General features: G+C 36.2%; 13 protein-coding genes. 3 read left to right on the top strand and 10 right to left on the bottom strand.

Going from position 1 to position 25136, the window contains the following annotated elements; genetic code table 11:
- The first annotated feature begins 134 nt into the window (after window positions 1-134).
- Both ACKC83_RS00730 and ACKC83_RS00725 read left to right on the top strand, forming a co-directional pair.
- Window positions 135-635: a DUF4440 domain-containing protein gene (locus ACKC83_RS00730; protein ID WP_434036684.1), complete on the top strand. Its 501-nt coding sequence runs from the start codon at window positions 135-137 to the stop codon at window positions 633-635.
- A gap of 29 nt (window positions 636-664) precedes the next feature.
- On the top strand, window positions 665-3091 hold the full coding sequence (locus tag ACKC83_RS00725; protein ID WP_434036683.1) for a sugar-binding domain-containing protein: 2427 nt from the start codon (window positions 665-667) through the stop codon (window positions 3089-3091).
- Between the two features lie 649 nt (window positions 3092-3740).
- Here ACKC83_RS00725 and ACKC83_RS00720 read toward each other — a convergent pair.
- The 3 genes from ACKC83_RS00720 to ACKC83_RS00710 all read right to left on the bottom strand — a co-directional run bounded on the left by ACKC83_RS00720 (window position 3741) and on the right by ACKC83_RS00710 (window position 10154).
- A complete protein-coding gene (locus ACKC83_RS00720) occupies window positions 3741-5069 on the bottom strand; it encodes a sulfatase-like hydrolase/transferase (protein WP_434036682.1) in 1329 nt (442 codons plus the stop codon).
- A 164-nt stretch (window positions 5070-5233) separates the two neighbouring features.
- Window positions 5234-6943 (bottom strand): RagB/SusD family nutrient uptake outer membrane protein, encoded by a 1710-nt coding sequence (locus ACKC83_RS00715; RefSeq protein WP_434036681.1) that lies wholly within the window; start codon window positions 6941-6943, stop codon window positions 5234-5236.
- 10 nt (window positions 6944-6953) lie between these two features.
- The gene (locus ACKC83_RS00710; RefSeq protein WP_434036680.1) at window positions 6954-10154 is read right to left on the bottom strand and encodes a SusC/RagA family TonB-linked outer membrane protein; all 3201 of its coding nucleotides are present in this window, start codon (window positions 10152-10154) and stop codon (window positions 6954-6956) included.
- Window positions 10155-10669: 515 nt separating this feature from the next.
- Here ACKC83_RS00710 and ACKC83_RS00705 point away from each other — a divergent pair.
- Complete coding sequence (locus ACKC83_RS00705) at window positions 10670-11326, top strand: SGNH/GDSL hydrolase family protein (RefSeq protein WP_434036679.1); 657 nt, start codon at window positions 10670-10672, stop codon at window positions 11324-11326.
- 193 nt (window positions 11327-11519) lie between these two features.
- Here ACKC83_RS00705 and ACKC83_RS00700 read toward each other — a convergent pair whose 3' ends face one another.
- The 7 genes from ACKC83_RS00700 to ACKC83_RS00670 all read right to left on the bottom strand — a co-directional run bounded on the left by ACKC83_RS00700 (window position 11520) and on the right by ACKC83_RS00670 (window position 25135).
- Window positions 11520-13286, bottom strand: coding sequence for an arylsulfatase (locus ACKC83_RS00700; RefSeq protein WP_434036678.1), 1767 nt, complete (start codon window positions 13284-13286; stop codon window positions 11520-11522).
- A gap of 80 nt (window positions 13287-13366) precedes the next feature.
- Entirely contained in the window at window positions 13367-14848 is a 1482-nt protein-coding gene (locus ACKC83_RS00695) for a sulfatase family protein (RefSeq protein ID WP_434036677.1), read from the bottom strand.
- A 57-nt stretch (window positions 14849-14905) separates the two neighbouring features.
- Complete coding sequence (locus ACKC83_RS00690) at window positions 14906-16330, bottom strand: sialate O-acetylesterase (protein ID WP_434036676.1); 1425 nt, start codon at window positions 16328-16330, stop codon at window positions 14906-14908.
- Window positions 16331-16354: 24 nt separating this feature from the next.
- A complete protein-coding gene (locus tag ACKC83_RS00685; protein ID WP_434036675.1) occupies window positions 16355-18733 on the bottom strand; it encodes a hypothetical protein in 2379 nt (792 codons plus the stop codon).
- 83 nt (window positions 18734-18816) lie between these two features.
- A complete protein-coding gene (locus ACKC83_RS00680) occupies window positions 18817-20619 on the bottom strand; it encodes a family 78 glycoside hydrolase catalytic domain (RefSeq protein ID WP_434036674.1) in 1803 nt (600 codons plus the stop codon).
- A gap of 12 nt (window positions 20620-20631) precedes the next feature.
- Window positions 20632-23076, bottom strand: coding sequence for a family 78 glycoside hydrolase catalytic domain (locus tag ACKC83_RS00675; protein WP_434036673.1), 2445 nt, complete (start codon window positions 23074-23076; stop codon window positions 20632-20634).
- Window positions 23077-23095: 19 nt separating this feature from the next.
- Window positions 23096-25135 carry a glycoside hydrolase family 31 protein gene (locus ACKC83_RS00670; RefSeq protein WP_434036672.1) on the bottom strand — a complete coding sequence of 680 codons (2040 nt, stop codon included), beginning with the start codon at window positions 25133-25135 and terminating at the stop codon, window positions 23096-23098.
- Between the last annotated feature and the right edge of the window lies 1 nt (window position 25136).

The raw sequence follows: 25136 nt of genomic DNA, 5'->3' as shown, positions 1-25136 counted from the left end.
ACAATCTGTATGTGATTAAAGTCCGTTAGATAATTTCTTTATTTAACGGACTTTAATGTTTTAATTTATGCTGTTTTGTTTGTGTTAGATGAATTAAAAGTGTTTTTCATCAGTTATTTAAAAAATTATAGAAAATGAAAAAAATAATTATACTATTAAGTCTGTGTTTCGCTTACGCTTGTGAAACCACGGTAAAACCTGAGCCTACAAAAAATATTGAACTTACAGAGAGTCAAAAACAAGCAGATATTGATTCTGTGAAAAGTCTGGTTTCAGATTCATTTCAAGATATATTTTCAGATTTCGATTCTACTACCGTATCTAAATATTATACCACCGATTTTGTGCTTTTAGAGAATGGGGTGTTATGGACAAACGATTCCATTTATAGTTATATCAGAAGAAAACAAGCTAATAAATCAACTGTAAAAAGATTAAATCGTTTCGAGTACGTAAAATCCGAACATAGTGAAAATATGATTTGGGTAGCTTACGATAATTATGCGTATTTCGTAAAGGAAAAAGATACAATAGGAAAAGCGCATTGGTTAGAAAGTGCAATTGCAAAAAAAGAAAATAACACTTGGAAAATTCAGCAATTACATTCTACTATCGTTCGAAAAAATAAGCACTAATAGGTAACTGATACCTTTAAATTAACGACATGAAAAAGATTTGTCTATTTGTATTTCTGTGTGTGTTTTCCATGCTTCACACTGTGTATGGTCAGAGTACACAGCTATTTAATGCGGACTGGAAATTTGCATTACACGAGCAAGAAGGTGCAGAAGCTCCGGACTTTAACGACCAGAATTGGGAGACCGTGAGTGTGCCACATGATGCAAGTATAAAAGGTAAATTCGATCGGAAAACTTCAACAGCGGCAAATGGTTATTTGCCTTTTCAGCAAGGCTGGTATCGTAAATCATTTTCGCTTTCAGAACAAGATAAGGGTAAAAAAGTGTTTATTAATTTTGAAGGCGTTTATAGAGATTCTAAAGTCTGGATTAATGGCGAATTGTTGGGAAGAAACTTAAATGGTTATCTGGGATTTGAATATGATTTAACACCATATATTCATTTAGATAAAGAAAATGTTATCGCTGTTCATTACGATAATCGTAAAAAGAGAACTTCGCGTTGGTATACTGGAGAAGGTATTTATAGAGATGTATGGTTGCACATAGTAAATCCTGTACATGTAGTAAATCAAGGGACCTATGTTACAACACCTTTTGTTACCCAAGAACGGGCAAAAATAATATTAGAAACCGAAATAGCTAACGCAAGTGGGACGGAAGGAGAAATCACCTTAGAAACACAAATATATAACCCAAGTGGGGCGGTAGTGGCTTCAAAAACGAGTGTGGTATACTTGCAGTTTTTTAAAACACATACGTTTCAGCAAGACTTTCAAGTTCAAAATCCTGAATTGTGGGATACGGAAACTCCAAACCTTTATTATGCAAAATCCACGATACGATGTAATGGAGAGCTTCAAGGGGACTATAATACACGTTTTGGAATCCGAGATATTGCGTTTGCTCCAGATCGTGGTTTACTGTTAAATGGCAATAAAGTGTTTGCTCAGGGTGGAAATTTTCATCATGACTTAGGTTGTTTAGGTGCTGTAGCTCTAAAGGAAGGGTATCGTCACCGCTTACAGTTATTAAAAGATATGGGATGTAACTCCATTAGGTTAAGTCATAATCCGCATGCCAGAGTTTTACTCGAACTTTGCGATGAAATGGGAATTCTGGTGATTTCGGAATCTTACGATAAATGGACTTCACAGTATTATGGAGGAGAAGTTGCTTTTCGAGAGGTTTGGAAAACAGATATAGCACGTTTTATAAAAAGAGATCGCAATCATCCCTCAGTGTATCTTTGGAGTGTAGGAAATGAAGTGTCTAAGCAACGTAAAATGTTCGATAAGAAATTTGAAACTGAAGCAGATGGTGCTTATCAAGGCGCCGATGTGTTGAAGGAATTGGTTGCGTATGTTCACGAATTAGATCCTAGCAGGAAAGTTACTGCGGCTTTGTTTCCTGGAAGAAAAGATGATAATTTAGAATGGAATAATTGGGATAACCACGATGATTTTATGAAGACGTTACCACCAGCAATGGCTTTTAATATGGATGTGGTGAGTTGGAATTATACTGGTAATTTTTTCGATATCGACCATAAAAAGTATCCGCAAATGTTATTTATTGCCTCGGAAACAGCAACTAATCTTGACTTTGGAAATCGTAAGATTTCGATGTTAGAATTTGATAAATCGTATGTAGTTGGACATTATTATTGGGCAGCGTCATCTTATTTAGGCGAGTCGGTTTGGCCCAATAAAAGTTGGGAACGCTCTTTTTATGGTATGGACGAGAAAATGACGCCTATCGGACATATTTATCAGGCATTATATAGTGACCAGCCTAAGCTGAAACTGTTAGTAAAAGAACCAGATACGGTTAAATATAAAGCTTGGGAAAACCATTACGATAATAAGCGATGGAGTTGGTTTCCTGTGTTAAATCATTGGAATTTTAATACAGAAGCACTATTGGAAGTTCAGACCATTACAAATTGCGATGAGGTGGAATTATGGTTAAATGGAACATCGTTAGGAAATAAAACGCTTATAGAAGGCGAAGAACCTGTGTTATATTGGAATGTTAATTATAAAGCAGGAGAGTTAGTAGCGATTGGTAAGAAGCATAGTAAAATTGTGGTTAGAGATACGTTGGTCACGGCGAGTAAATCCACTCGAATTAAACTGTCGCCCAATAAAACCAAATTAAACGCCGATGGTGCAGATTTGGTTTATATTCAAGTGAGTTTAAGAGATAATACAGGACATATTGTTCCCGAAAATCAACTCATACAGTTTAGCGTGAAAGGACCAGCGCGTATAGCCGGAGTTGCTAATTCAGATATCTTTTCCGACGAATCTTGGCAAGGTAATAGTAGGAGTACAACTAATGGTACTTGTCTTGTTGTGTTGCGGACTACAACCGATGTTGGTACCATTGAATTGAGTGCAAAGACAAAAGGGATAAAATCGGCTAAACTCGTTTTAGATGTGGTTAAATAGGAGTCCATTTGATGGGTGTTTTTTTTTGCTAAAAGGACGATGCACAACTACGGAATTAAGGATTGAAACGTTTTTGAGACATAAACGAGATGAAATATAAGTCATACAGAATTTGACAAAAACTTATTAAAAAGGAGTGCGTCATAGCAGATAGAAATAAAATACGCTAATACATTTAAATAGTAGTACTAATTACACTAATTTCTTTGTTATTTTTCGATGTCTTATAATTAATGATTATATTTATAAGGTGCTGATACGTTGGGAGAAAGATTTGAAATGAGCACGATTTCTAGCAGCATATAAAACCACTAGGTTTTTTATCGACGAGATAACGAATTCTTTAATTCTTAATAAAATCATTAATTTAAAAATAATATTACGCCCATGTTTCCTATTCTATTTATGTCTGTGTTTCCTATTCTATTTTTCATTGTTTACCTAGCAATTCTATTTGGAATCCTTTATCTGATTTATAAATGGGTGACTACATTTATTAATCTAAAAAGAGAACAGAACGACATATTAAGAGAGATTAGTAGTAAAATGGGACATAAATAGAGAAGAGTAAGCTGTAAAACTCTAACATTTAAATATTAAAAAAGGCTGTCTTATAAGTACCGCCTTTTTGCTTCACTATGGTGTTATATTATTTTGTAATAGTTTTTACTCCAGCTCTAACATTTTGCTCCCATACGGTAAGTTTTTGCTGTAATATCTGTAATAATTCGGGGTTATTTAATGCTATATTATTTTTTTCTTCAATATCATGAGATAAATTATAAAGTTCGAATTTGGCTTCTGTTTCATTTATTATTTTAACCATTTTCCACTCACCACTTCTAATATAGCTTTGATTGCGAAACGCGGAAAAAACATCTCGTTTAGGTAGGTCTGTTTGGTTAATAAGGTGGTCTTTAATACTAATACCATCTATGTGTTTTCCGCTTGGTTGTTCTCCTATAATATCAAGTAGGGTAGGTAATAAATCCATAGTGAATACAGTTTTCTCACTGGTTGTTCCTGCTTTTATGACCTTTGGATAACTAATTATTGCCGGTACGCGACTCCCGCCTTCGTATGGACTCCCTTTTATGCCTCTTAATACGCCATTATTGCCATAATTGTTCGCGCCATTATCGGAAGTAAATATAACAATTGTGTTTTCGTATATGCCTTCTGTTTTTAAAGCATCCATAATCTTGCCTATACCTTGGTCCATAACTTCAAGCATTTCTTTATAAATAGCTTTTATGCTATCTCCTGGTACACGCGCTGTTCCAGGCGTTCCGATTTTTCGTAGGGCATTGGCAATACGTCTCTGATAGGGACCGTGTGGTGCTTCGTGTGGTAAGTAAAGTAGGAATGGTTTTGTACTGTGTTTTTTTATAAAATCGACACCGTAATTCGTTATTAAATCTGTAGTATAGCCAGCTTCGTTTTCGGTATTAATGCCGTTCCACCAATCTAAGTAGCCTTCGGCATCAATGTGTGCGTGGTAGTCTACATTACCACTTACGAAACCTTTAAAATAGTCGAACCCTTGTAATGTTGGGTTGAATTCTTTTCCGTAACCCAAATGCCATTTTCCAAACATGCCACAGGTGTAATTGTATTTTTTAAATTCTTCAGCGATAGTGATTTTATCTAAATTAAGACCTACATCTCTGTGGCTTTTGGCGGTAATGACCGCTTCAATACCTGTGCGTTGCTGATATTTACCGGTGAGTAATGCCGCTCTTGTAGGGCTACAAACAGATCCGTTAGAATGGAAATCTGTAAATAACACACCTTGAGAAGCTAGTAAATCTAAATTTGGCGTTTTAATATATAAATTTCCGTAGGTAGAGATGCCATTGTAGCCTAAATCGTCTGCTACAATAATAACGATATTAGGAGATTTCTTTTTGGTTTCTGAATGCTGAGCATAGGAGAAAAGAGAAATACAGCTTAAAATACAAAATATTAATTTTTTCATTTCTAGTTCTTGTTTGGCCGTGGCGTTTGGTTTAGAGCGTGTTTTGAAATACTTACAATTTAGAGTATTAAAAAAAGGCTGCCTTATTAAGACAGCCTTTTAGAACTTTTATTAAACCTTTTCTATGCCTTTACAGCATATAGTAGATTTATATAATTGATATATTACCAACCTGGATTCTGGGTTAGGTTATCATTAATCGTTAATTCGTCGATAGGTAGAGGTAATAAATAATCTCTATCTGGATCAAAACCAAATCCACCTGTATTTAAAAAGTTTACATACGGATCAAGGAATCCTTCACTATTAACGGTTAAGCCCGAGTAGATTGCTTCGATATCAGAAGTGTAAGTGGTTCCAATAGGTCTTTTTCCAACAAATAGTTTATGTGCTCTCCAGCGCATTAAATCTTCTAATCTGTTTCCTTCTCCAAATAATTCAACCACACGTTCTCTTCTTACTTCTTGTAAATAATCAGGTAAAGTATACCCGTAATCTGGCCAATTCGGATCTGGGGTAATAGCTCCTATGTTTAGGTGTGGCATACCAACACGGTCTCTTAATTGGTTAATGGTTAGGTCTACATCGGCTTGAGTTAGTGTTCCTAATTCTGCTTTAGCTTCGGCATAAACTAAAAGTGCTTCAGCATATCTAAATATAATATAACCTATATCTCGAGTTCTTTCGTTGTTTTGAACGATTTGCTTAGATCTCCATTTTTCTATAGAATATCCTGTTGGGTTACGAGACATATCTGGTACCATAAAATAGCTTTCTGCTCCGTTCTCGGCAATAATATCTAAATCTCCAGGTGCCATCACAGATTGTGCTAATCTAGGATCTCTGTTTTCTTGTAACTCGTCTAAAGTCGCATCTCCGTTAAAAATTGGGCTAACGCTAATTGGCAAACCATCGGCAGCAAGATATAGTTGTGTCATTTCGCGAGACATACCTTGTAAACTTGGCTGATTCCATAAAGAATTCTGAATGTTATATGTTAAATAATCGTAGTGTTTATATAACATAACTTCTTTGTTACCGCTATAATCTGTCTGAACAAATAAGTTGTAATAAGCTTCGTCTACATCGCCTGTAGAAAGAGAATAATTCCCAGCTTCTATAACGCTTAAGGCAGCATCTGCAGCTTGTTGTAAATAATCTGTTCCGTCGGTAGTTCCTGCAAAATCTGTTCCTTGGTGGTATTTTTCCCAAGTTCCTTCGTATAATGCAACTCTAGCTTTAAAGAGTGCCGCGATGTCTTTATTTAAACGAGAAGGTCCAACTTTATCGGCATATTCCATTTTTTCGATCGCTAAATCTAGTTCAGCAAGAATAAAATTAGCAACTTCTGTTCTAGAACTACGTGCTCCCATTAAGATATCTTCGTCTTCTAAATCTACTACTTTAGTAATTATTGGTAATGCACCAAAATCTTTATAAAGGTCGAAATAGAACCAAGCTCTAAAGAAATGACCTTCACCTATGTAGTGGTCAATTAAGTTCCCTGTTTCTGCACGTGCAGAATTTTCTAGGAAATAGTTAGCACGACGTACATTAGACCAGCTCCAGCCTCCACCAGAAGATGGTACATTTATGGTTCCGTCTAATCGTGTTGTGTTTGAGGCTCCAAACCAAAGACTAGATTGTGCAATAATATCTGTTCCGATATCCAGTGAAGGCGATGCTCCAGCCGCTGCCCAACCTGGTAAGGTGGCATAAAGTTGATTTAAATAAAGTTGTAAATCGCCTTCTGTTTTCCAAAAATCGGTATCCGAAATTTGATCTAAAGGTGTTTTTTCCAACAAGTCATCTGAGCAGGAATTAAAAGCGATTCCTGTAAATATTAATGTGATGATATATAGTATCCTTTTCATTGTTTTAGTTTTAGAAGTTAATGTTTAATCCTAAAGAAACTGCTTTACTTATAGGGTATTGATCTCCAATACGTCCATCCCTTCCATCAAATGCTTCAGGATCATAAATCATTAAATCGGTAATAGTAAATAGGTTTTCTGCAGAGACATATAGTCTTATGCTTTTTATTTTAGCTTTACTTAAAATGTCAGATGGGATTGTATATCCTATTTGAACATTTTTAAGTCTTAAATAAGCTCCATTTTGAAGGTATCTTGTCGTAGCATACCCGTAGTTTTTATTATTTTGTCCTGTAAATTGAGAATACGCATTCGGGAAGTAGGCGTCTGTATTTGCTCCTAATGGGTTAGTAGTACCTTCTGGTCTGAAATAATCTAAATGCTCTGTATATACATTAGCATGAAGTACACCGTTTGCAGGTCCTCTAAATGTACCTAATCCTCTTAAGTCTAAATCTCTTTTTCCTACACCTTGTAATTGAAAAGAAGCATCGAAGCCTTTCCAAGCGGCATTTGCCATAAAGCCATATTGAAAACGTGGAGTACTGTTACCAATTACTTTTCTGTCTCCAGGATTTTCAAGCGTATTGTCTCCTGTGTTAATAACATTATCTCCGTTTAAATCTACGTATTTAACATCTCCAGGAAACCAAGTTCCTGAATAGATAAACGATTGATCGTTTTGGTAGTTAGCAACTTCATCGGCAGATTGAAACAGACCATCTGTTTCCATTCCCCAAATCTCATTTATATCTTTACCTTGGTAGTTGTTAGATAAAATATTTGTAGGGTTGTTGTATTCTGTGATTTTACTTTGGTAGTCTGATAGTACTCCTGTGAACCCGTAAGAGAATCCGCTTTTCGATGTATTTTTCCAAGACACTTCAAGTTCCCATCCTGTTGTAGTGACTTCTCCACTGTTAATTTTAGGTACAGATGTTCCTAAAACGTCAGATACAGGTTGTCCTGGTCCTACAAGGTTGTCAACTTTAGATTGGTACCAGTCAAATACTACTCCAAGTCTTTTATTAAATGTTTGAATGTCTACCCCAAAATCTAAGGTGCTTACTTTTTCCCAAGTTAAATCTACACTAGAAAGGTTAGGCGTACCTACTGTCCATAATTGTTCACCTCCAAATAACCAAGACGATTGGCTAATACCTAGAGACGGTACGTATAAATAGTTGGCCACATTTTGGTTTCCAATAGATCCGTAAGATCCTCTGAATTTCAAGAATTCAACAGCATTTTTTAACGGATAGAAATTTTCTTTAGACACTACCCAACCAGCAGAGAAAGAAGGGAATGTTCCCCATCTATTATCTGAGTCGAATCGAGAAGAACCATCTCTTCTCACATTCACTTCAAATAAGTACTTTTCTTTGAAGTTGTAGTTAAATCTACCAAAGATACCTTGAGTAGACCAGTGTCCTAAGCTATCGTCAATTGTTTTTTCTCCTACAGAAGTACTAATAGATGGAATTGCATCTGTTAATAAGTAAAAAGAACGAGCAATTAAATTAGAATACTCGTAAGTTTCTTGTTGGTAACCTGCCATAGCGTAGAAGTTATGGTTTCCAATACTTTTAGTATAACTCGTGTATATGTTTGGAGACATATACGTATTGGTTTGTAGAGTAGAATAATAACGTGTACTTTCTTGATTAGACGATGTTATTGTAGATCCGCCCATACCATCAGGTACCGCGCTAGGTACAGTTGGGAAAGAAGATGCAATACTATTATCGTTTGTACGGTATGTAAATTCAATATTGGTAACCCAGTCTTTCACAGGTTCTAGAGTTACCCTAGGCGAGAAGATTAATTGTCTGTTTTTTTCAAGCGTTTTCTGTAATTCTTGTTCTCCAATTCTACCTGTCCATACATCTGTTCCAGGGAAAAATGCAGGTTTAGTAGGTTTAAGTCTTGTCATTAACAATGTAACAAAAGATCGTCCTGTACTACCTGATCCCGCTGTAGCATGCGAAGGATATTCTTGTTCTTCAAACTTGTACTTAGTTAATAGAGAAAGGTCTATCCAAGAGGCTAATTTAGTGGTTATTTTAGCATCAATGTTATAACGTGTAAAATAGTCTTGACCAACTTTTAGCAATCCTTCTTCGTCGTAGAATCCTGCAGATAAGTAATAAGACGATTTCTCATTTCCTCCTGAAACACTTAGGTTGTGTTTAATTCGAGAACTTGTTTTTTTAATCAATAAATCTTCCCAGTCTGTAGCTGCAGAAGCATTCAAACCATCTACACCAAGATCCCAAGCTAATCCGTTAGCTGTTTCTTGTACTTCAGGAGCGCTTCCTGGGTTTGCTAAGTTTTGCTCGATATAGCCTAATTCTGTAGCGTCGTAAAACGGACTACCTCCAGCATTTACGCTCGCGTCGTTCATAGCGTATGCAAAAGATAATGCATCTGCGCTTTGTGGCATATTCATAGGTGAGGTAATCGCGTAGTTCGTAGAGTATGAGAAATTAACGGTTCCGTCTTTTTTTCCTGTTTTTGTTGTTATTAATATAACCCCAAAGGCCGCTCTAGCTCCATAAATTGCAGAAGCTGCAGCATCTTTTAAAATAGATACAGATTTAATGTCATTAGGATCTACATCATTAATTCCCATAGGGATATTATCTACTAATACTAAAGGTGCATTTCCACCTTCAAGAGATGTTAATCCCCTAATACTCATGTTCATTTCTGCACCCGGTTCTCCTGTGGCTCCAGATGTAGAAATCTGTAAACCTGGTGAAGCACCTTGTAGCGCTTGTTGCACGTTGGCTACAGGTTTGCTATCAAAAATCTCTTCACCAACACTAGAGATCGCTCCAGTTAAATTAGATTTTTTTTGTGTACCGTAGGCAACAATCATGACTTCATCTAATCCTGATACTTCTTCTTCTAAAGTAACTGAAATGTTACTTTGTCCGTTAACAGGAACTTCTTTTGTGATATACCCAATGTATGAGATCACTAATACAGCGTTTTGTGCTGTGTTTGTAATGGTAAAATTTCCGTCGAAATCGGATTGGACACCATGTGATGTCCCTTTTTCAATAATGCTAGCACCTGCTAAGGGCTGATCGCTAGCCGTAACTGTTCCTGTAATTGTTTGTGCCGTTAAGCAAAAACTAGTAAACAGGAAAAGCATAACTGCTGAAACAATTTTTAAATTGTTTGGGGGTAGGAGGTTTTTTTTCATACTAAATGTGTTAATTAATTTTAAGCGGTTCTTTTTTTAATAATTGAGGGGTTAAAAAATTAGTTATTAATATCAGGTTATAAACTTAGAATATTTTTTAATTCTGTCAAAAGATAATCGTATTAAATGTTAAATAAATGTAAACGTTAGGTGTTCTGATTGTTTAAATTATTTTTATATTATGCATGCATATTATTTAATATAATTCGCGTTTTTTCTTAATTTATCTAGGTATTATCTGCTTTTTTATAGTAAATTGTGCTCGATTTTTGATTGTTCTAATTAAGGTTTTTTTATGCTTTTTAGTTAATAACGTCTTATTAATATTATATTTAAAACTTTTATACTCACTTGTGCTTTGTGGTGTTAGTTGTTTGTTATCAAGACTTTAAGTGTGTGTGTTTGTTTGTAGTTAACAACCTTATAAATGTTTGCTTAGTATTATAACCGATATTACATTTATTAAAGACACATTAAAAATATTTAGAAATACTAATTAATTAAATTACACATATATGAAATTTAAATTACTGCTTATTGGATGCTTGGCTATATTTTTAGCCTCTTTTAAAACGACAGACACTGTACCTGATGTTTTAATAATAGGGGATTCGATTTCTTTAGGTTATACGCCTTTTGTAAGAAAAGTATTAAAGGAAAAGGCTAATGTGGTGCACAATAAAGGGAATGCGCAACATTCTGGTTATGGTTTAGAACAGATAGATGAATGGATTGGGGACACAAAATGGGATGTTATTCAATTTAACTGGGGATTATGGGATTTATGTTACCGAAATCCAGAATCTAAAAATCAGGGTAATCGTGATAAAGTAAATGGAACAGTGACGTTTACTCCGGAAGAATATGAGCGTAACTTAGAGGCTTTAGTAGTGCGTTTAAAAGAAACGCAGGCTAAACTTATTTTTGTAACCACATCTTATGTCCCAAAAGGCGAATTAGGGCGTGTTGAGAAATCGGATAAAATCTATAATAAGGTTGCTAAAAGAGTTATGAAAAAATACGGAGTGACTGTAAATGATATAAATAATATCTCCAAAAAAATACACAAGGATCACGGTGCGGGACCCAAAGATGTACATTATACTAAAGAGGGATATGAGTTGCTTTCTAAACCTATTATAAAAGGAATTGAAAAATACTTGAACGACTAAAGCAAAGGAAGTTTAAAATTATAAAAAGGTGCCATTAATATGAGTGCCTTTTTTTATGGGCTTACTAGACTCATATTTAGAAGAGTATAGTAAGCCACCCTCAATGTGTATAGTGTTGTTTACCTATTGGGTAGAGTTGGTATCAATAAGGCTATAAAATGCGAACCTTAAAAAAAAACAGAAGATATGGTCTTTAAAATTGACGATCTATTTTGACATAAAACGGTTTGATGTATGCGCCTTTTTCGTTTGTGACAAAAGGGGTGAGTCTAACCGTGCCTTTTCCTAATGTTAGCCTATGGATATGTATTATGCCGTCTGTTAGTGTTATAGCCTCTTTTGTTATAGTCTCAGGTCCTATTTTTAAATCGAGTTTAATATTGTTTATCTCTTTTTGAAATAATTGGACTTTAATGTCGTAATACCCTGTTTCAGCAACTTCTATTTCCCATCCGGCAACATCCTGACCTAGATTCTCGTTTTTTGTAAAAATAGCATCGTTAATGTTTAGAACAGATGGATTTTCGTGCATTGTTCCTACAATAGCAGGATGATCTTTTGTGAAATTATGCTCAGAAATCATGTTTTTAAACCACACATCCATGTTTTGTTTTAAATCTAGGGCTTCTGAAGGATGCGTTAACACCACGTTATGTTGTTCGAAAGGATCGGCCACTATATTATACAGTTCGAATGTATCGATGTTGGCATGCTGTACTGTGTTTCCTACCAATTTGTATTGGTCGTTTCTAATCGAGATGTTTGTGTATTGTTCTGGTCCACCACGTACCCAACTCCGAGCAAAAGTCCGATTTCCTAAGCTAGACGTTTCATTATTCAATAAAGGCAACAAACTTTTTCCATCCAGAATTCTATCTGTAGGACGTTGTGCACCGCATAATTCTGCTAGAGTAGGTAAGATATCGTAATGTGCCGTAGGTGTTTTAATATCGCGATTTCCTTTAAATTGAGAAGGAAGACTCCAGAAACTAGGCACTCGAACACCGCCCTCGTAAACATAGCCTTTTCTACCTTTCATACCTGCGGCATATCTATCGTGCTGAGGGCCATTATCTGTCATAAAAATAATCAATGTATTATCTCTTATCCCCATACCATCTAAAGTGTCGAAGAGTCTTTTTAAGTTATCGTCTATATTAGAAACCATAGCATAAACTTTTCTTGCGTTTTCCTTCAGCTGTTCATTCATTACAGGAAAAGGTCTGTCGTCGTTTTCAAAACCTTTCGAAGGATCAATGTCCTTGTACATGTTGTAATATGCGTCAGGTACTTGAAGCGGGGCGTGTGGTGCATTGAAAGATAAATACAGGAAAAATGGATCTGCTTTGTTTTTATCAACAAAATGGATTGCTTCATCTGTAAATACATCCGAGCAGTACCCTTTAGTTTGTATCATTTCTCCGTTTTTCCAAAGAATGGGATCAAAATACCGGCGACTGCCTTCTAGAGCGTTTGGCCAATCACCATTTTGACCTAAGCCTCCTGATAAATGATTTAATGTAAAATCGAAACCTTGATCTTGCGGACGAGAAGGGTAGTTGTCTCCAAGATGCCACTTGCCAATCATGCCGGTTTTATATCCTGCTTCCTTAAGAATTTCGGCAATAGTAATTTCATCGGTGGCCATTATAGCACCACCTCTGTAGGTGTCACGAACACCTGTTCTTAAAGCGTATCTTCCTGTCATTAAAGAAGCACGCGTTGGTGCACATACGGGAGAGACTAGAAATTCGTCAAATCGTACACTTTGCTCCGCTAATTGGTCTATGGTAGGCGACTTTACATGTGGATTGCCATAGTATCCTAGGTCTCCAAATCCTTGATCGTCTGTGACTATAAGAATAACATTAGGTTTTGTTTGTGCCTCTAAATTCAGAGACAAACCGCCTAAGGCAATAGAATAAACTGCAAAACGTATAATTTTAGATGTATTAGACATACTTATAAATTAGAGTTGATTTTGAAGACCTACAATGGTTTTGGTATATGGTATGACTTGATAATAGAATGAAATTATAATTACTCTGTATATGGTACAGTTCCTGTTTTGTCTACAGTATAACCCCATTTTTTAACGTATTCTGGACCAGGGAGAAATTCATCTTTATTTGCTTTTAATCGCTGTGTAAGTTGGGTATCAAGTTCAGATTGAATGGTTGCATACTTTTCGTTTCCTATTAAGTTCGTTTCTTGATACGGATCTTCCTGATTGTCGAATAAAAGCCACGGACCATTTAAATCTCGGGTGTAGGTGTATCTAGGTGTTCTTAATCCTCTATATTCTCGTCCGCCTCGGTTTCTGTTCCAAGAGCCAAAAGGCTGTATAGATCTTATCAGCGCCGCATTATCTAACTCTTCATTATTTAAAATGCTTGGGCTAAAATCTGTACCTTCTATAGTACTAGGAATTGCTATATTGGTTAATCCTAAAAGGGTAGGTAAGATGTCTTCAGAATTTACAACCGTTTTATTAATGCTGGGAGCAATCTTTTTATTTGCCGGTAATTTAAGTAACATAGGTACACGGATGGACTCGTCGTAAGGCTGTTGTTTTTTTAACTCGCCGTGCGATCCTAATAAATCTCCATGATCTGATGTGAATAATATAATAGTGTTATCCCATTGTCCGTCATCTTTAAGCTGTTGGGTTATCTTACCAATCATATCGTCTATTGCGGTAATATGTGCATAGTAACCAGACAGTTCTTTTTTCGCTCTTTTTTGAGATTTTTCAGGAACGTTTGGTCTTAGCTTTATATCTTCTGGGTTAAAACGATCGCGATAACTTTTTGGAGCAGTATGGTACGGGCCATGTGGCGTTCCGTAAGATACTATCATTAAAAACGGATCTTCTATTGCTTTTCTATCATTAATATAATGTAAGGCCGCGTCGGTCTGATCGAAAGTGTCATACTGTTCCCATATCTTTCTTTCAGGGTTGTCGTTATCATAATACACCGAATGGTTGTAATCATGTGTACATTCGTTTCCATTCCAAAATTCGAAACCTTGTCGTCTTTCTCCTGGTGGAACATTTTGTAATCTACCATGTCCGTCTAAATGCCACTTCCCGATATAACCTGTGTGATAATCGTATTCGCTAAAAATTTCGGCCATACTAAGTGCATCTGGATTAAGCTGAACATCGTTCATAAATACACCTGTAGTTAAAGGTAATTGCCCTGTTAGTAGTGCCGCTCTAAACGGCGTACAAACTGGGGTTCCCGATACGGCATTGGTAAAATTGATGCTTTCTGAAGCCAGGCGATCTAGGTTTGGTGTTTTTACGTTCGGATCTCCGGCATAACCTGTGGCTTGTGCACGCCATTGGTCGGTGAGAAGAATAAGAATGTTTGGCTTTTTAGTTGGAGTTGTAACCGCAGTTACTGCTGTGTCTTTTTTCTTAGCGTCGTTGCAAGATGTATTTAAAACAAGCAAACCGACTAAAAGTAGGTGCCAAGAAAAAAAGGGTCTCGAATGTTTTTTAAAATAATGTAGCATATCAATATATAATTTAATGGGCTATTAATTGTAAGTCTAATATTAAGATAATTCGGTTTATTCTAACTCCCAATCGTCTGTTCTAAACGAAGAGGCAGGTAAACCAGCTGTATTGAAAAGTTCTCCTATGGTGAAATCGTCGAAGGCATAACGCACTGCAACAGGATTAGGAACATAAGCCGAAAATAAAACTAGTCCTTTCCAGTTTATTGAGACTTGGGCGGGGTAAAAACGTTTGTCTTTCCCTGCGATTTTAAAATTAGTAAATGCTTTGCCAAAGGTGCTAAGTCCCGTTTTAGCGTGGTCGAAAGTTAATTGCACTACTGGTCCGTCTATAATCATGTCTTTTAATACAGGACCCGAATATGCTATACCTTTTATATCGTAACTTTTTGCCAAAGCTAGGTATGCAAGACGTTCACCTCCTACTTGTTTGTGCGCTGGATGTATTACATGTTTTTCTCCTACATCCATTAAACTTACCATTCCGGTATTCACTGTTTTTGTTGAAGCTTTTAATTGAGCTTCTCTAAGTAAAGCCGAATTTACGCCAGGTTTGTTGCTATAATCGTGAGGAGCTATTTGTACGTAATAAAAAGGAAAATCTCCAATAGCCCATTCTTTTCGCCAGTTGTTAATCAAGCCGGGCATTAAGGCTTCGTATTTCTTTGGTTCCGGAGCATTAGATTCGCCTTGGTACCAAATCACACCTTTCATGGTTAAGCCTTTTAGCGGATTTATCATACCATTAAAAAGGGTAGTAGGTATTCTGTGAGTTACTCTACCTTTATCGTCTAGAGCAGGCTCAGGAACCCAATCAAAGTCTTTTAATCCGTCTTCACTTATCCATGGTTCTATGCGTGTGCCTCCCCAAGCGGTTACTATAAGTCCAACGGGAACTTGTAATACGTCTTGAAGCATTTTACCAAAATGATAGGCTGTTGCACTAAAATCGGCAGCGTTTCCAGGATTAGATTCTAGCCACTTACCCGTTACGTTATCTAAGCGTTCAAGGCTTGCTTTTTGTTTTACTTTAAATAATCGAATCTGACTGTTTCTCGAGGTTGCTATGGTTTTATTAGAGCCTATTACGGGTTGTTTGCTAAACCCTTTTAATGGCATTACCATATTAGATTGTCCAGAGCAAATCCAAACTTCTCCTATTAAAACGTTGCTAAGTGTTATAGGTGTACCATCCGAAATGGTAATGTCGTAAGGACCACCAGCACTAGGCGTTTCAACTTTTAATTTCCATTGTCCATTTTTATCAGCTTTAGTGGTGTACGTTTTTCCATTCCACGAAGTGGTAACTTCTACGGTTTTACGCGATGTGGCAGTTCCCCAAATGGCGGCTTCTGTTTGTTGTTGTAAAACCATCTCACTACTAAAAAATGCAGGAAGTTTAATTTCTGCTGAAGCAATATGAGTGACGCAAAATATAAAAAGTAATAAAAAGGTTTTTGAAACGGACGTGTTGTGCATGTTTAAGTTTTTAATGGTAGGCGATTATATTCTATCTAATGTAAGTGTAAGTTTCTCCCAAGGTTGTGGGTGTGTAGTAATGTATAATTCTGGATTTAATTTCAGATTTTCTTTATCGTAACCCAACGTGAATACTTCAATTTCTTTACCTATCATAGATTGGTCTAATGGGATATAATAAGTGTAATTACTATCTCGACGAGAGGTCATGAATTCCCAATTGTTTGCAGGGTAAGACGATGCTCTGTCTGGAGCACCAATATAAGTCTCTCCAATTTTAGCAGCAGCATAAGCACCTTCTATACCGTGTTTTCCGTTTACAGCAACACATAAGTAGCTACCTTCTGCGATTTCGTCTAAAACAATTTTAGATGTCCATGCTTTCTGTGCTTTTTTCTTACTTGGGTGTGCAAATAAATTAGAAGCTCGCCATTGCGATCGGTCTACTTTTTTTCCTTTAGCGATACCTTCAATTTCTACAATTTGTTGCGATGTAGCTTTAAATCTCAAGTATCTTACGTCTTTACCTATGTTTATTTCGGTTTGTGTTCCGGCGATATAGGTTAAGGTCTCCCAGTTTTTTAAATCGGTAGATATTTCAACAAAATTTCCTTCACCTATTAGTAAGGGCTGTAAACCAAATTCGCTAGGAACAGTAATTAAAAGCTGATCTAAATATGTGATTTTTCCTAAATCCAATCTAAACGCGCCACCTTCAATACGTGTGTCTAAACGGTATGTTTGGTTGCGCCAAAATCCGGTTTCTAAATCCCCGTCGAATAAGTTTTTATCCCAAACACCACGGTTAACAAAAGCATCTTGTTGGAAAAAAGCATCTCGTGCGGCCTTGACTTCTGGTATTTTTGTTTCGCCAGAACGTTTTAAAGAGCGTACTTCTAATGCATTGTTGTCTGCGGCAAATACAGTAGCTTCATAAAGTGTTGTGGCATCTTCAGGAATATCTGTTGTTTCAAACGCATTTAGTTTACGGTGATAGTCGTTTTTAAGTTTGTCTCCAGGGAAACGAACTTTTAATTTTCCGCCTTTAGATAATTTCTGAATAGATTTACCATCAACTTTTGCATTAGTAAATAAATCACTATTTGCTATGTTTATGTTAGATGTTGTTCCAGGCATTCCAAGAATTTCGATTTCAATAGATTCACCAGGGATATTTTTAATGGTTTGAAAGTTTGTTCCTGCTAAAAGCGGATCTGTGTAGGCTTCTGTAGTAGCTATAAATAAAGCCGATCTAAAAGGCAATACATCTACGGGAACGGTTTCACCTTTTTTAAATGTACCAATTAATTTTTCGGTAGGGTGAACTTGAAGTAAGGTTATATCTCCATCGGCTTTAAGTCCGATATCTTCATTTAATGTTAAAGAAAATGACTTTGCTTCCCAGTTTAAATTTCTAAGGCTTAATAGTTGTGTTTTGCCATCTCCTCTAGATACGGCGTTTTCTCCGTAAGCTTTGTCCAGTACTATCCCATCGACAAGAATATCTCTGTATTTTTTATGTAAATTATAAATGTATGCTAGTTTAGAAAATTCGGCGTCGTTTAATAACCAAGGGTTACCATAAATTTCAGGAGATAGAATAAGTGCTCTATTAAAGGCTTGTAAAACTAAATCGTCTTCCCAAAAATCGATACACGATGATATACATACCCCATGATCTTCTGTTAGGCGCTGTAAATCTGGTACAAGTCCTCTAGACATGGCCTGAGCTCTATGGTGTGGTGCTGTCATGGAATTTGCCATGTGCACATCGATATAGGTTTCTGCACCTCCCCATAAAAATGTAGTGGCGTAAGGTTTCGCTTTATCTAAACCAAGACGGTGATTTAATAAAATTAAATCTGGGCTGTGTTCGCGAGATTGTTTCATTAACTCAATAAAAGCATCTTCTTTTTCTGGACGTAGTGGTCCGCAAACAGCATCAAATTTAAAAAGTGCAAAATCGTAATCTCTACATAATTTTACCATTTCGTCTATACGGGCTTTTTCTTCTTCTGGCGTATCTCCAAATCCATCTGGGCCACCCCAAACTCCTAATCTAATGTCAAGTGCTTTGGCTTGTTCGTAAATCGGGTCGAACCCATTAGGAAACTGCTTTTTAAAGCGATCGGAATAAATACTTCCGTAAAAATTTTTACCATCAATTGCACCAGCATCCATAGCGTAGATGTCTAATTGCATGCCGTATTCACTTTTTAACCATCCAAAAAAGTCTAAGTTAATAGCGGTATGTTCTTCGGTAGGACCTTCGTTAGTGTTGTTAATCCAACTAAAGTATTGAGCTTTTGAAGGTGTTTTTTCATCGGCACCTGGAAAAACTTGCTCTTGACCTGATACATTTAAAAATGAAATTAAGAAAAAGGAAAACAGTATATGTTTCATGCTTAAAAAATTATGTGGTGGGTTAAATATCATAGGTTGTATATTTTGTAATGGGATATCGATTATTGTTTTAGACTGATAAATTAATTTACTAGCGTAATAACATTACGACCTTTATCTAGCTTTAATTTGTTTTTACCGTGTACATCTACACCATTAAGTGTAATTGATTTCCAGTTTCCGGTTGGAACTTTAAAGTGTCCGTTCATGGATTTAGGTAATTCAATTTCATATTTAAAATTATGGTCGTCTATCTTTTTATATTTGGCTGTAATCGGCCCTTTAATAGTCGGGGCTTTAATTTCTGAAAAACTAAGATTGCTTAGTTGCGGATATATTTCTGCGTCTTCAAAACCTGGCGTTGTGGGTTTAATACCCCATAAATCTCGTGTTATTATATTTCCTGGTGCTGTTCCCCAGGCGTGATTCCAGTCTAGATTAGGTTTGTATTTTATGTCCCAAGCTTCTAAAGTCATGGTCGATCCTGTTTTAATCATATTATACCATGTTCTGTCGTGATCGGTAGCCGTTATTAATTGTTGGGCGTATGCGGCTTCATTTGATTTATATAAACCTTCTAATAAATATTGAGCGGCATAAACGCTACACGCCATACCTTTAGATTTAATGAATTTAAGGACTGCTTCTTTACGTTCTTCTGGCACTATTCCAAAGGCCAATGGGAACATATTTGCATGAAGCGAGGAGTGGCTAGAACCTTCGCCGTCTATATATAATCCAGTAGATTTGTCGAATAATTTGTCGTTAATAAGTGCTTTTACTTGATCTGCTTTGTCTTTATAAAACAGAGCGTCTTCCGGCTTTTCTAAGGCTTTAGCAATACGAGACATCATTATAAGATTTTCAAAATAGAAGGCATTAACTACGGTGTTGATTGCTTTCATCTCGTAGCCATCGCGTTCTGACATTGGCCAATCTACAATATCTCTAATTTTTTTTCTTTTTTCGAATCCAAGTTGAGTCATGAACTGCTTGTTCATCCGTTCGTTGTCGGTGGTAATTAAACCATCTTCTCGCTCTAATTCGATGAGTGTTTTGTCTTTTAGCTTATCGTAAAATTTACTGATTGATTCAGAATTTCCAGTGTATAAATAATCGTAATAAAACATTTTAGCCGTGTGAAGAATCCATTCTGTAGGCCATGTGGGATTAGAAATGAAAAATTCGTTTGTTCTTCTTGCTAAACTGTATTCGTTATCAAACGCATAATGACTAAGTTGATTAATATATGCATCGGCTTCATAAGGAATACGTTCTCTGTCGCCATCTACATAATAGCCAGCAAAACTTGTAGCTTTAATGGTGTGCTTACAGATGTCCCAAATCTGATTAAGAATCGTGTCTGAAGACGTGAAATAACTAGCCTCGTCGTTAAATTTGTAGTGCACAACCTTTTGATGTATTATAAGGTCGTCTATCGGAATTTTTAAATTCTCTATCTCACAATATCTAAAGGGCATAATCACTCCAAATGATTCAGGCAGTGCTATGGCTTCAGGTTTTGTGTTTCCAATAACTTTTGGCAGTTTAAGGTTGATGCTTTCGCCTTTATTTAAATGTGGCAATACAACGTTTTGGTATCTTATGGTTCCTTTCGGATTTCTGTTAACCGTGTACTCTGAAGATAGTTGTTCGGCGAGATGAAAAACCACAGTATCTTTTTGAGATGCTTTAGCTTTTATAGATAGTGTTCCAAAATATGCCTTTCCGAAATCAATAAAATAATGACCATCGCCTAACTTCTGAATATTTACAGGTTGGTGTAGGTTGTGTTCAAATTTTGCTTTAACCTCGGTATAATCTTGTGCTTGGACCTTTAGAAAAGTTCCAAGCACGATTAGGATATTTAAAAGAAGTACTCTCATTAAAGAATGTTTTTATTTATCTGCAATTACAATGTTGTAATGACCCGCTTCCAAATCAAAATCACCAGAAGTTGTATCTGTGTTAAATCCGCTTCCGTCTTTTGTAATCTTAATATTTTGAGAAGCACTTAATGCTAATTTTACTTGTGCACTACTTCCTGAAGGAATAGCAAACGTATACTCATAAGTGTTTGAGTCTAGTTTTTTCCAATTCGAAACAATAGTTCCAAACGGGGAGTTGTATTTTGTATTTACAAATTCTAATCCTTCTGGAGTTGACGGTGTTAAAATGAATTTTTTGAAACCAGGATGCTCAGGATCTGGTTGGATACCACCTAACCATCTGTAAAACCATTCTGAAACCGAACCAAACATCGGGTGGTTGTTAGAAAAAGTACCATCGCTTTCTTTCCAAGTTTCCCAAATAGTTGTTGCTCCATTATCTACCATAAAGCCCCATCCTGGGTATGCTTTACTATTTACAATGTTGAAAACAGCTTCTGGCGAAATGTTTTTAGAAACCGCTTCTAAAGCATATTTAGTTCCGAAAATCCCTGTATTTAAATGTCCAGAAGGACCGTTGTTAATTGCTTTTTGTAAAGAATCTTTAGCGGCGCCAAGTTCTTCTGTAGGCACTATATTGTGGTATAGTAATGTTGAAAATAAAGTCTGACGGTTAATTTTATTTTTTACCGGCTTGTCCCAAAATTCATTTTTAACTAGCGTTCTTAAGTGGTCTGCTAGTTGGTTATATTTTAATTCATTTTCTTTATCATTCATCACCTTTGCAAACGTCTCCATAATTTCGGCACATTGCATATAGTGTGACGTTCCTGTTAATTGTACTGGTACAGGTTGTAAAGATTCGTGATCGCTTAATCCTTTGTTAACCATACCGTCTGGATGAATTCTAGCAACCTTATCCATCCATTTTATATTTTTATCATACATTTCTTTTACAAAATCTGTATCGTTATAATATAAGTATAAATAGTATTGTGTGGTTAGGTAGGCAGATTCCCAGCTAATACCACAGTACTCAACACCAGTAAAAGGTGCTGTATCTACAAAAGACGAATCTTTCATGGCATCTGCCCAGTCGTAAACCGTTTTACGGTAGATTCCTTTCATGTCGAAATTATTTATATAGGCTTCGCTTGTAGCATTTAAATCACCTCCGTAACCGAATTTTTCACGAGCAGCACAATCTGATTGTACACTAATAAGGTTGGTTAAAAATGACCGTTCTGAAATTTCTTGAATGCTGTTAAGTAAGTCCGATGAGCTACTGAAGGTATTTTCGTTTTCAACATTAGTATGAAACATAAGACCTTGTATATCTTCTGTATTTGGTTTTTCTTTTAAGCCTGAAATTTCGATATATCTGTAAACGTGATATGTAAAAGGCGGTTGAAACCATGCGTCGTTATCGCCTATAACATAACTATCGGTTTGCCATGCAATGTCTGGTGCACCTGGGCCACCTGCGCCTTTTCTTTTAATCTGACCAATTACGGTTGTCATCGGATTTAGTGAGCCGTCATCATAAATGCGTTCACCAAATCTATAGTTAATAGTGTCTCCTTTTTTACCAGTCATTTTCATTTTAAATGTTCCTGTAAAATTCACACCCATATCTACTATGTAAGTATCCTTCTCTGGAGACGTGATAGCAGTAGGTGTTAGTGTTTTTGTGATTTGAACTGGTGGAAAGAATGCTTTTTGTAAATCGCCTCCAGGTCCGTTTCCGATAACGGCAGCAGACCATTGGGTGTCGTTAAAACCATTGGTGTTCCATCCTTTTATTTCTTTTGTGGCATCGTAGGCTACTCCAATGTAAACGCTGTTTTTCTGAATAGGACCATAGCTGTACTTCCATGAATCGTCTGTAATTACTTCTTCAGTTTCACCATTGGTGTACTCAATTATTAATTTAGCAATCACGGTTGGTTTTCCAACAGAAAGATCTGTTCTTAAATTTCTTCGTCCCCATTTTCTTAGAGGAAGCGGATTATAAAAACCATTTCCTAAAGTAACACCTAAGCAGTTTTCGTTTTTGTTTATCTGAGATGTAATATCGTATTCAGACACAAAAATACGTTTACTAAAATCTGTCCAAGCAGGATCTAATATGTTTTTCCCAATGCGTTCTCCGTTTATTGTAGCTTCGTAATACCCAGCGGCGGTAATGTATAATGTCGCTTTTTTTATGTTGTCTTTAGAATTGAATTCTTTTCTAAAGATAGGAGCAGGGTGAGTGAGATAAAACAAAGAATCTTTTTCTGGTAACGGTTTAGCATCTGTAATCCATGATGCATTGTCTAAATTGAATCCTGTAATTGACTCTTCCGGTGAATTCTTCGCTGTTTTTTCGGATGATAAATTCTGACAACTGAAGACCGTGAATGTTAATCCACACAGCATTAAAACCCAAATTAATCTTGGTGATAGTTTCATATGTTTTTAAGCTATTTTATTATTTAAGTTTTAGGTTGTACCCATTTGTTGTGAAAAGCGGAATATCTTCTATAGATACTTTATATGTAATGGTTTGTCCTCCTTTGTATGTTTTTCCGCTGTGTACATCTTTCCATTTAGAACCTTCAGGTAAATAAATGGTTCTGGATTTTGCTTTAGCTTCTAAAACTGGAGCAACTAAAATATCTGGGCCAAACATATATTGATCGTCTATAGTGTAAGTGGCATCGTCATTAGGATAATCGTAAAATAAAGGTCGCATTACAGGAGTTCCTTTTTCTGAAGCGATATCCATATGTTTTTGGATATACGGACGAAGTTGTTCTCTGATGTTTAAGTAACGGGACATGATTTTGTAAGGTTTATCACCAAAACTCCAAACCTCGTTAGGTGAACCTGAATTTGTAATCTGACCTTCTAATTTTATTGTAGGGCTTATTACACCGTGCATTCTCATAACTGGGCTAAAGGCACCAAATTGAAACCAACGAATAAGTAATTCTTTATAGTCTTCTGATGTCGAGCTACCGTAGAATCCTCCAATATCTGTGTTCCACCATGGAATTCCTGCTAATCCAATGTTTAATCCAGCTTTAACTTGTTTTCTAAGTGTAGGGAAGTCGCCACTAATATCTCCAGACCAAAGTAGAGTTCCGAATTTCTGACTTCCAATCCATCCACTCCTAATTAAATTTATAACTTCTTTTTGGCCACCTTCTTGTTGACCTTCGTAAATAGCTTGAGCAAAATTGTATGGATAAATGTTAGAAACCTCTAAGCCGTTTCCTCTATAATATCTAATGTTTTTATATTCTAACGGTTCAATTTCTGGCTCTGCTTCATCCATCCAAAACATGCGAATACCCATGTCGAAATAGTTTTCTTTTAACTTAGACCACATGGCTTTCCTTGCCTTTGGATATGTAACATCAACAAAGGTTAAATCGTCATTAGCTTTTAGGAATAAATTATTTCCTAATTCTGGACGAATGGTGAAATTGTGCTCTGTGAAATATTTGTAGTTCTCACTTTTTTCAGCCAAAGTTGGCCAAACAGATACCATAAGTTCTATGTCTAGACTTCTTAATTCTTCTACCATAGCCTTAGGATCTGGCCATAATTCTGAATTAAACTTCCAGTCTCCTGTGACAGGCCAGTGGTAAAAATCGGCTACAATTACAGAAATAGGTAAATTTCTTTTTTTGTATTCTCTGGCAACATTTAATAATTCTTCTTGAGAGTGGTATCTCAATTTAGATTGCCAAAATCCGGTTCCGTATTCTGGCATTTTTGGTGATTTACCGGTTAAATCTGCATAGTGTTCTACTAAAGCGGCAGGAGAATCTCCTGGGAAAATAACATAATCTATTTGTTTTGCGTACTCGGCATAAAAGCTAGTGTGCGTCATCGATAATTCTGCTCTACCTACTGCAGGGTTATTCCAGATAAATCCGTATCCTTTAGTAGATAGTAAAAATGGAATCGATATTTGAGTGTTTTTTTGAGCAAGTTCTAATACGGTTCCTTTTAAGTCTAGGCGGTCGTTTGTGTATTGTCCCATACCATAAAGGTGCTCGTCGGCATCGGCATCGAAAGTTACTTTTAGTTCGAAGTGATCACTTCCTTTGCTTTCAAATTGTCTTGCAAAGTGTAAGTGGTGTTGGTGAGTGGCTTCCTTTAATAAGATGTCGCCAGCTTTGTTATAATAGGTTACACGCCCGTTTCTAGATTCAATTTCGGCACGAATATCTCCGTTAATAACTGTAGCTTTTTTGGGACTGATTGTTATTTCAAGTTGTGCTTTAGGTTGCGGGAGTAAATTCCAATCTTCATCTGTTATTCTTAGACTCTTAGAACTTCTAAAACGCAATGCATTTTCTCCAAAAGCATCAATCCAAAATAATTGTCCTTCGTTTTCCCAAATTAATCTGTTTTCTTGTTTTGTAAACGGACCTTCTTGTTGTTCTTGAGAATAGCTTTCAAAAGCATACAAGGATGATACCATGAACAAAAGGACTAAAATACCTCTCTTTTTCATA

Origin of the sequence: Formosa bonchosmolovskayae (assembly GCF_051016085.1) — a bacterium.
Lineage (GTDB): Bacteria > Bacteroidota > Bacteroidia > Flavobacteriales > Flavobacteriaceae > Formosa.
The sequence above is the reverse complement of the archived record's forward strand: the minus strand, read 5'-3'. Positions and strand labels throughout refer to the sequence as shown.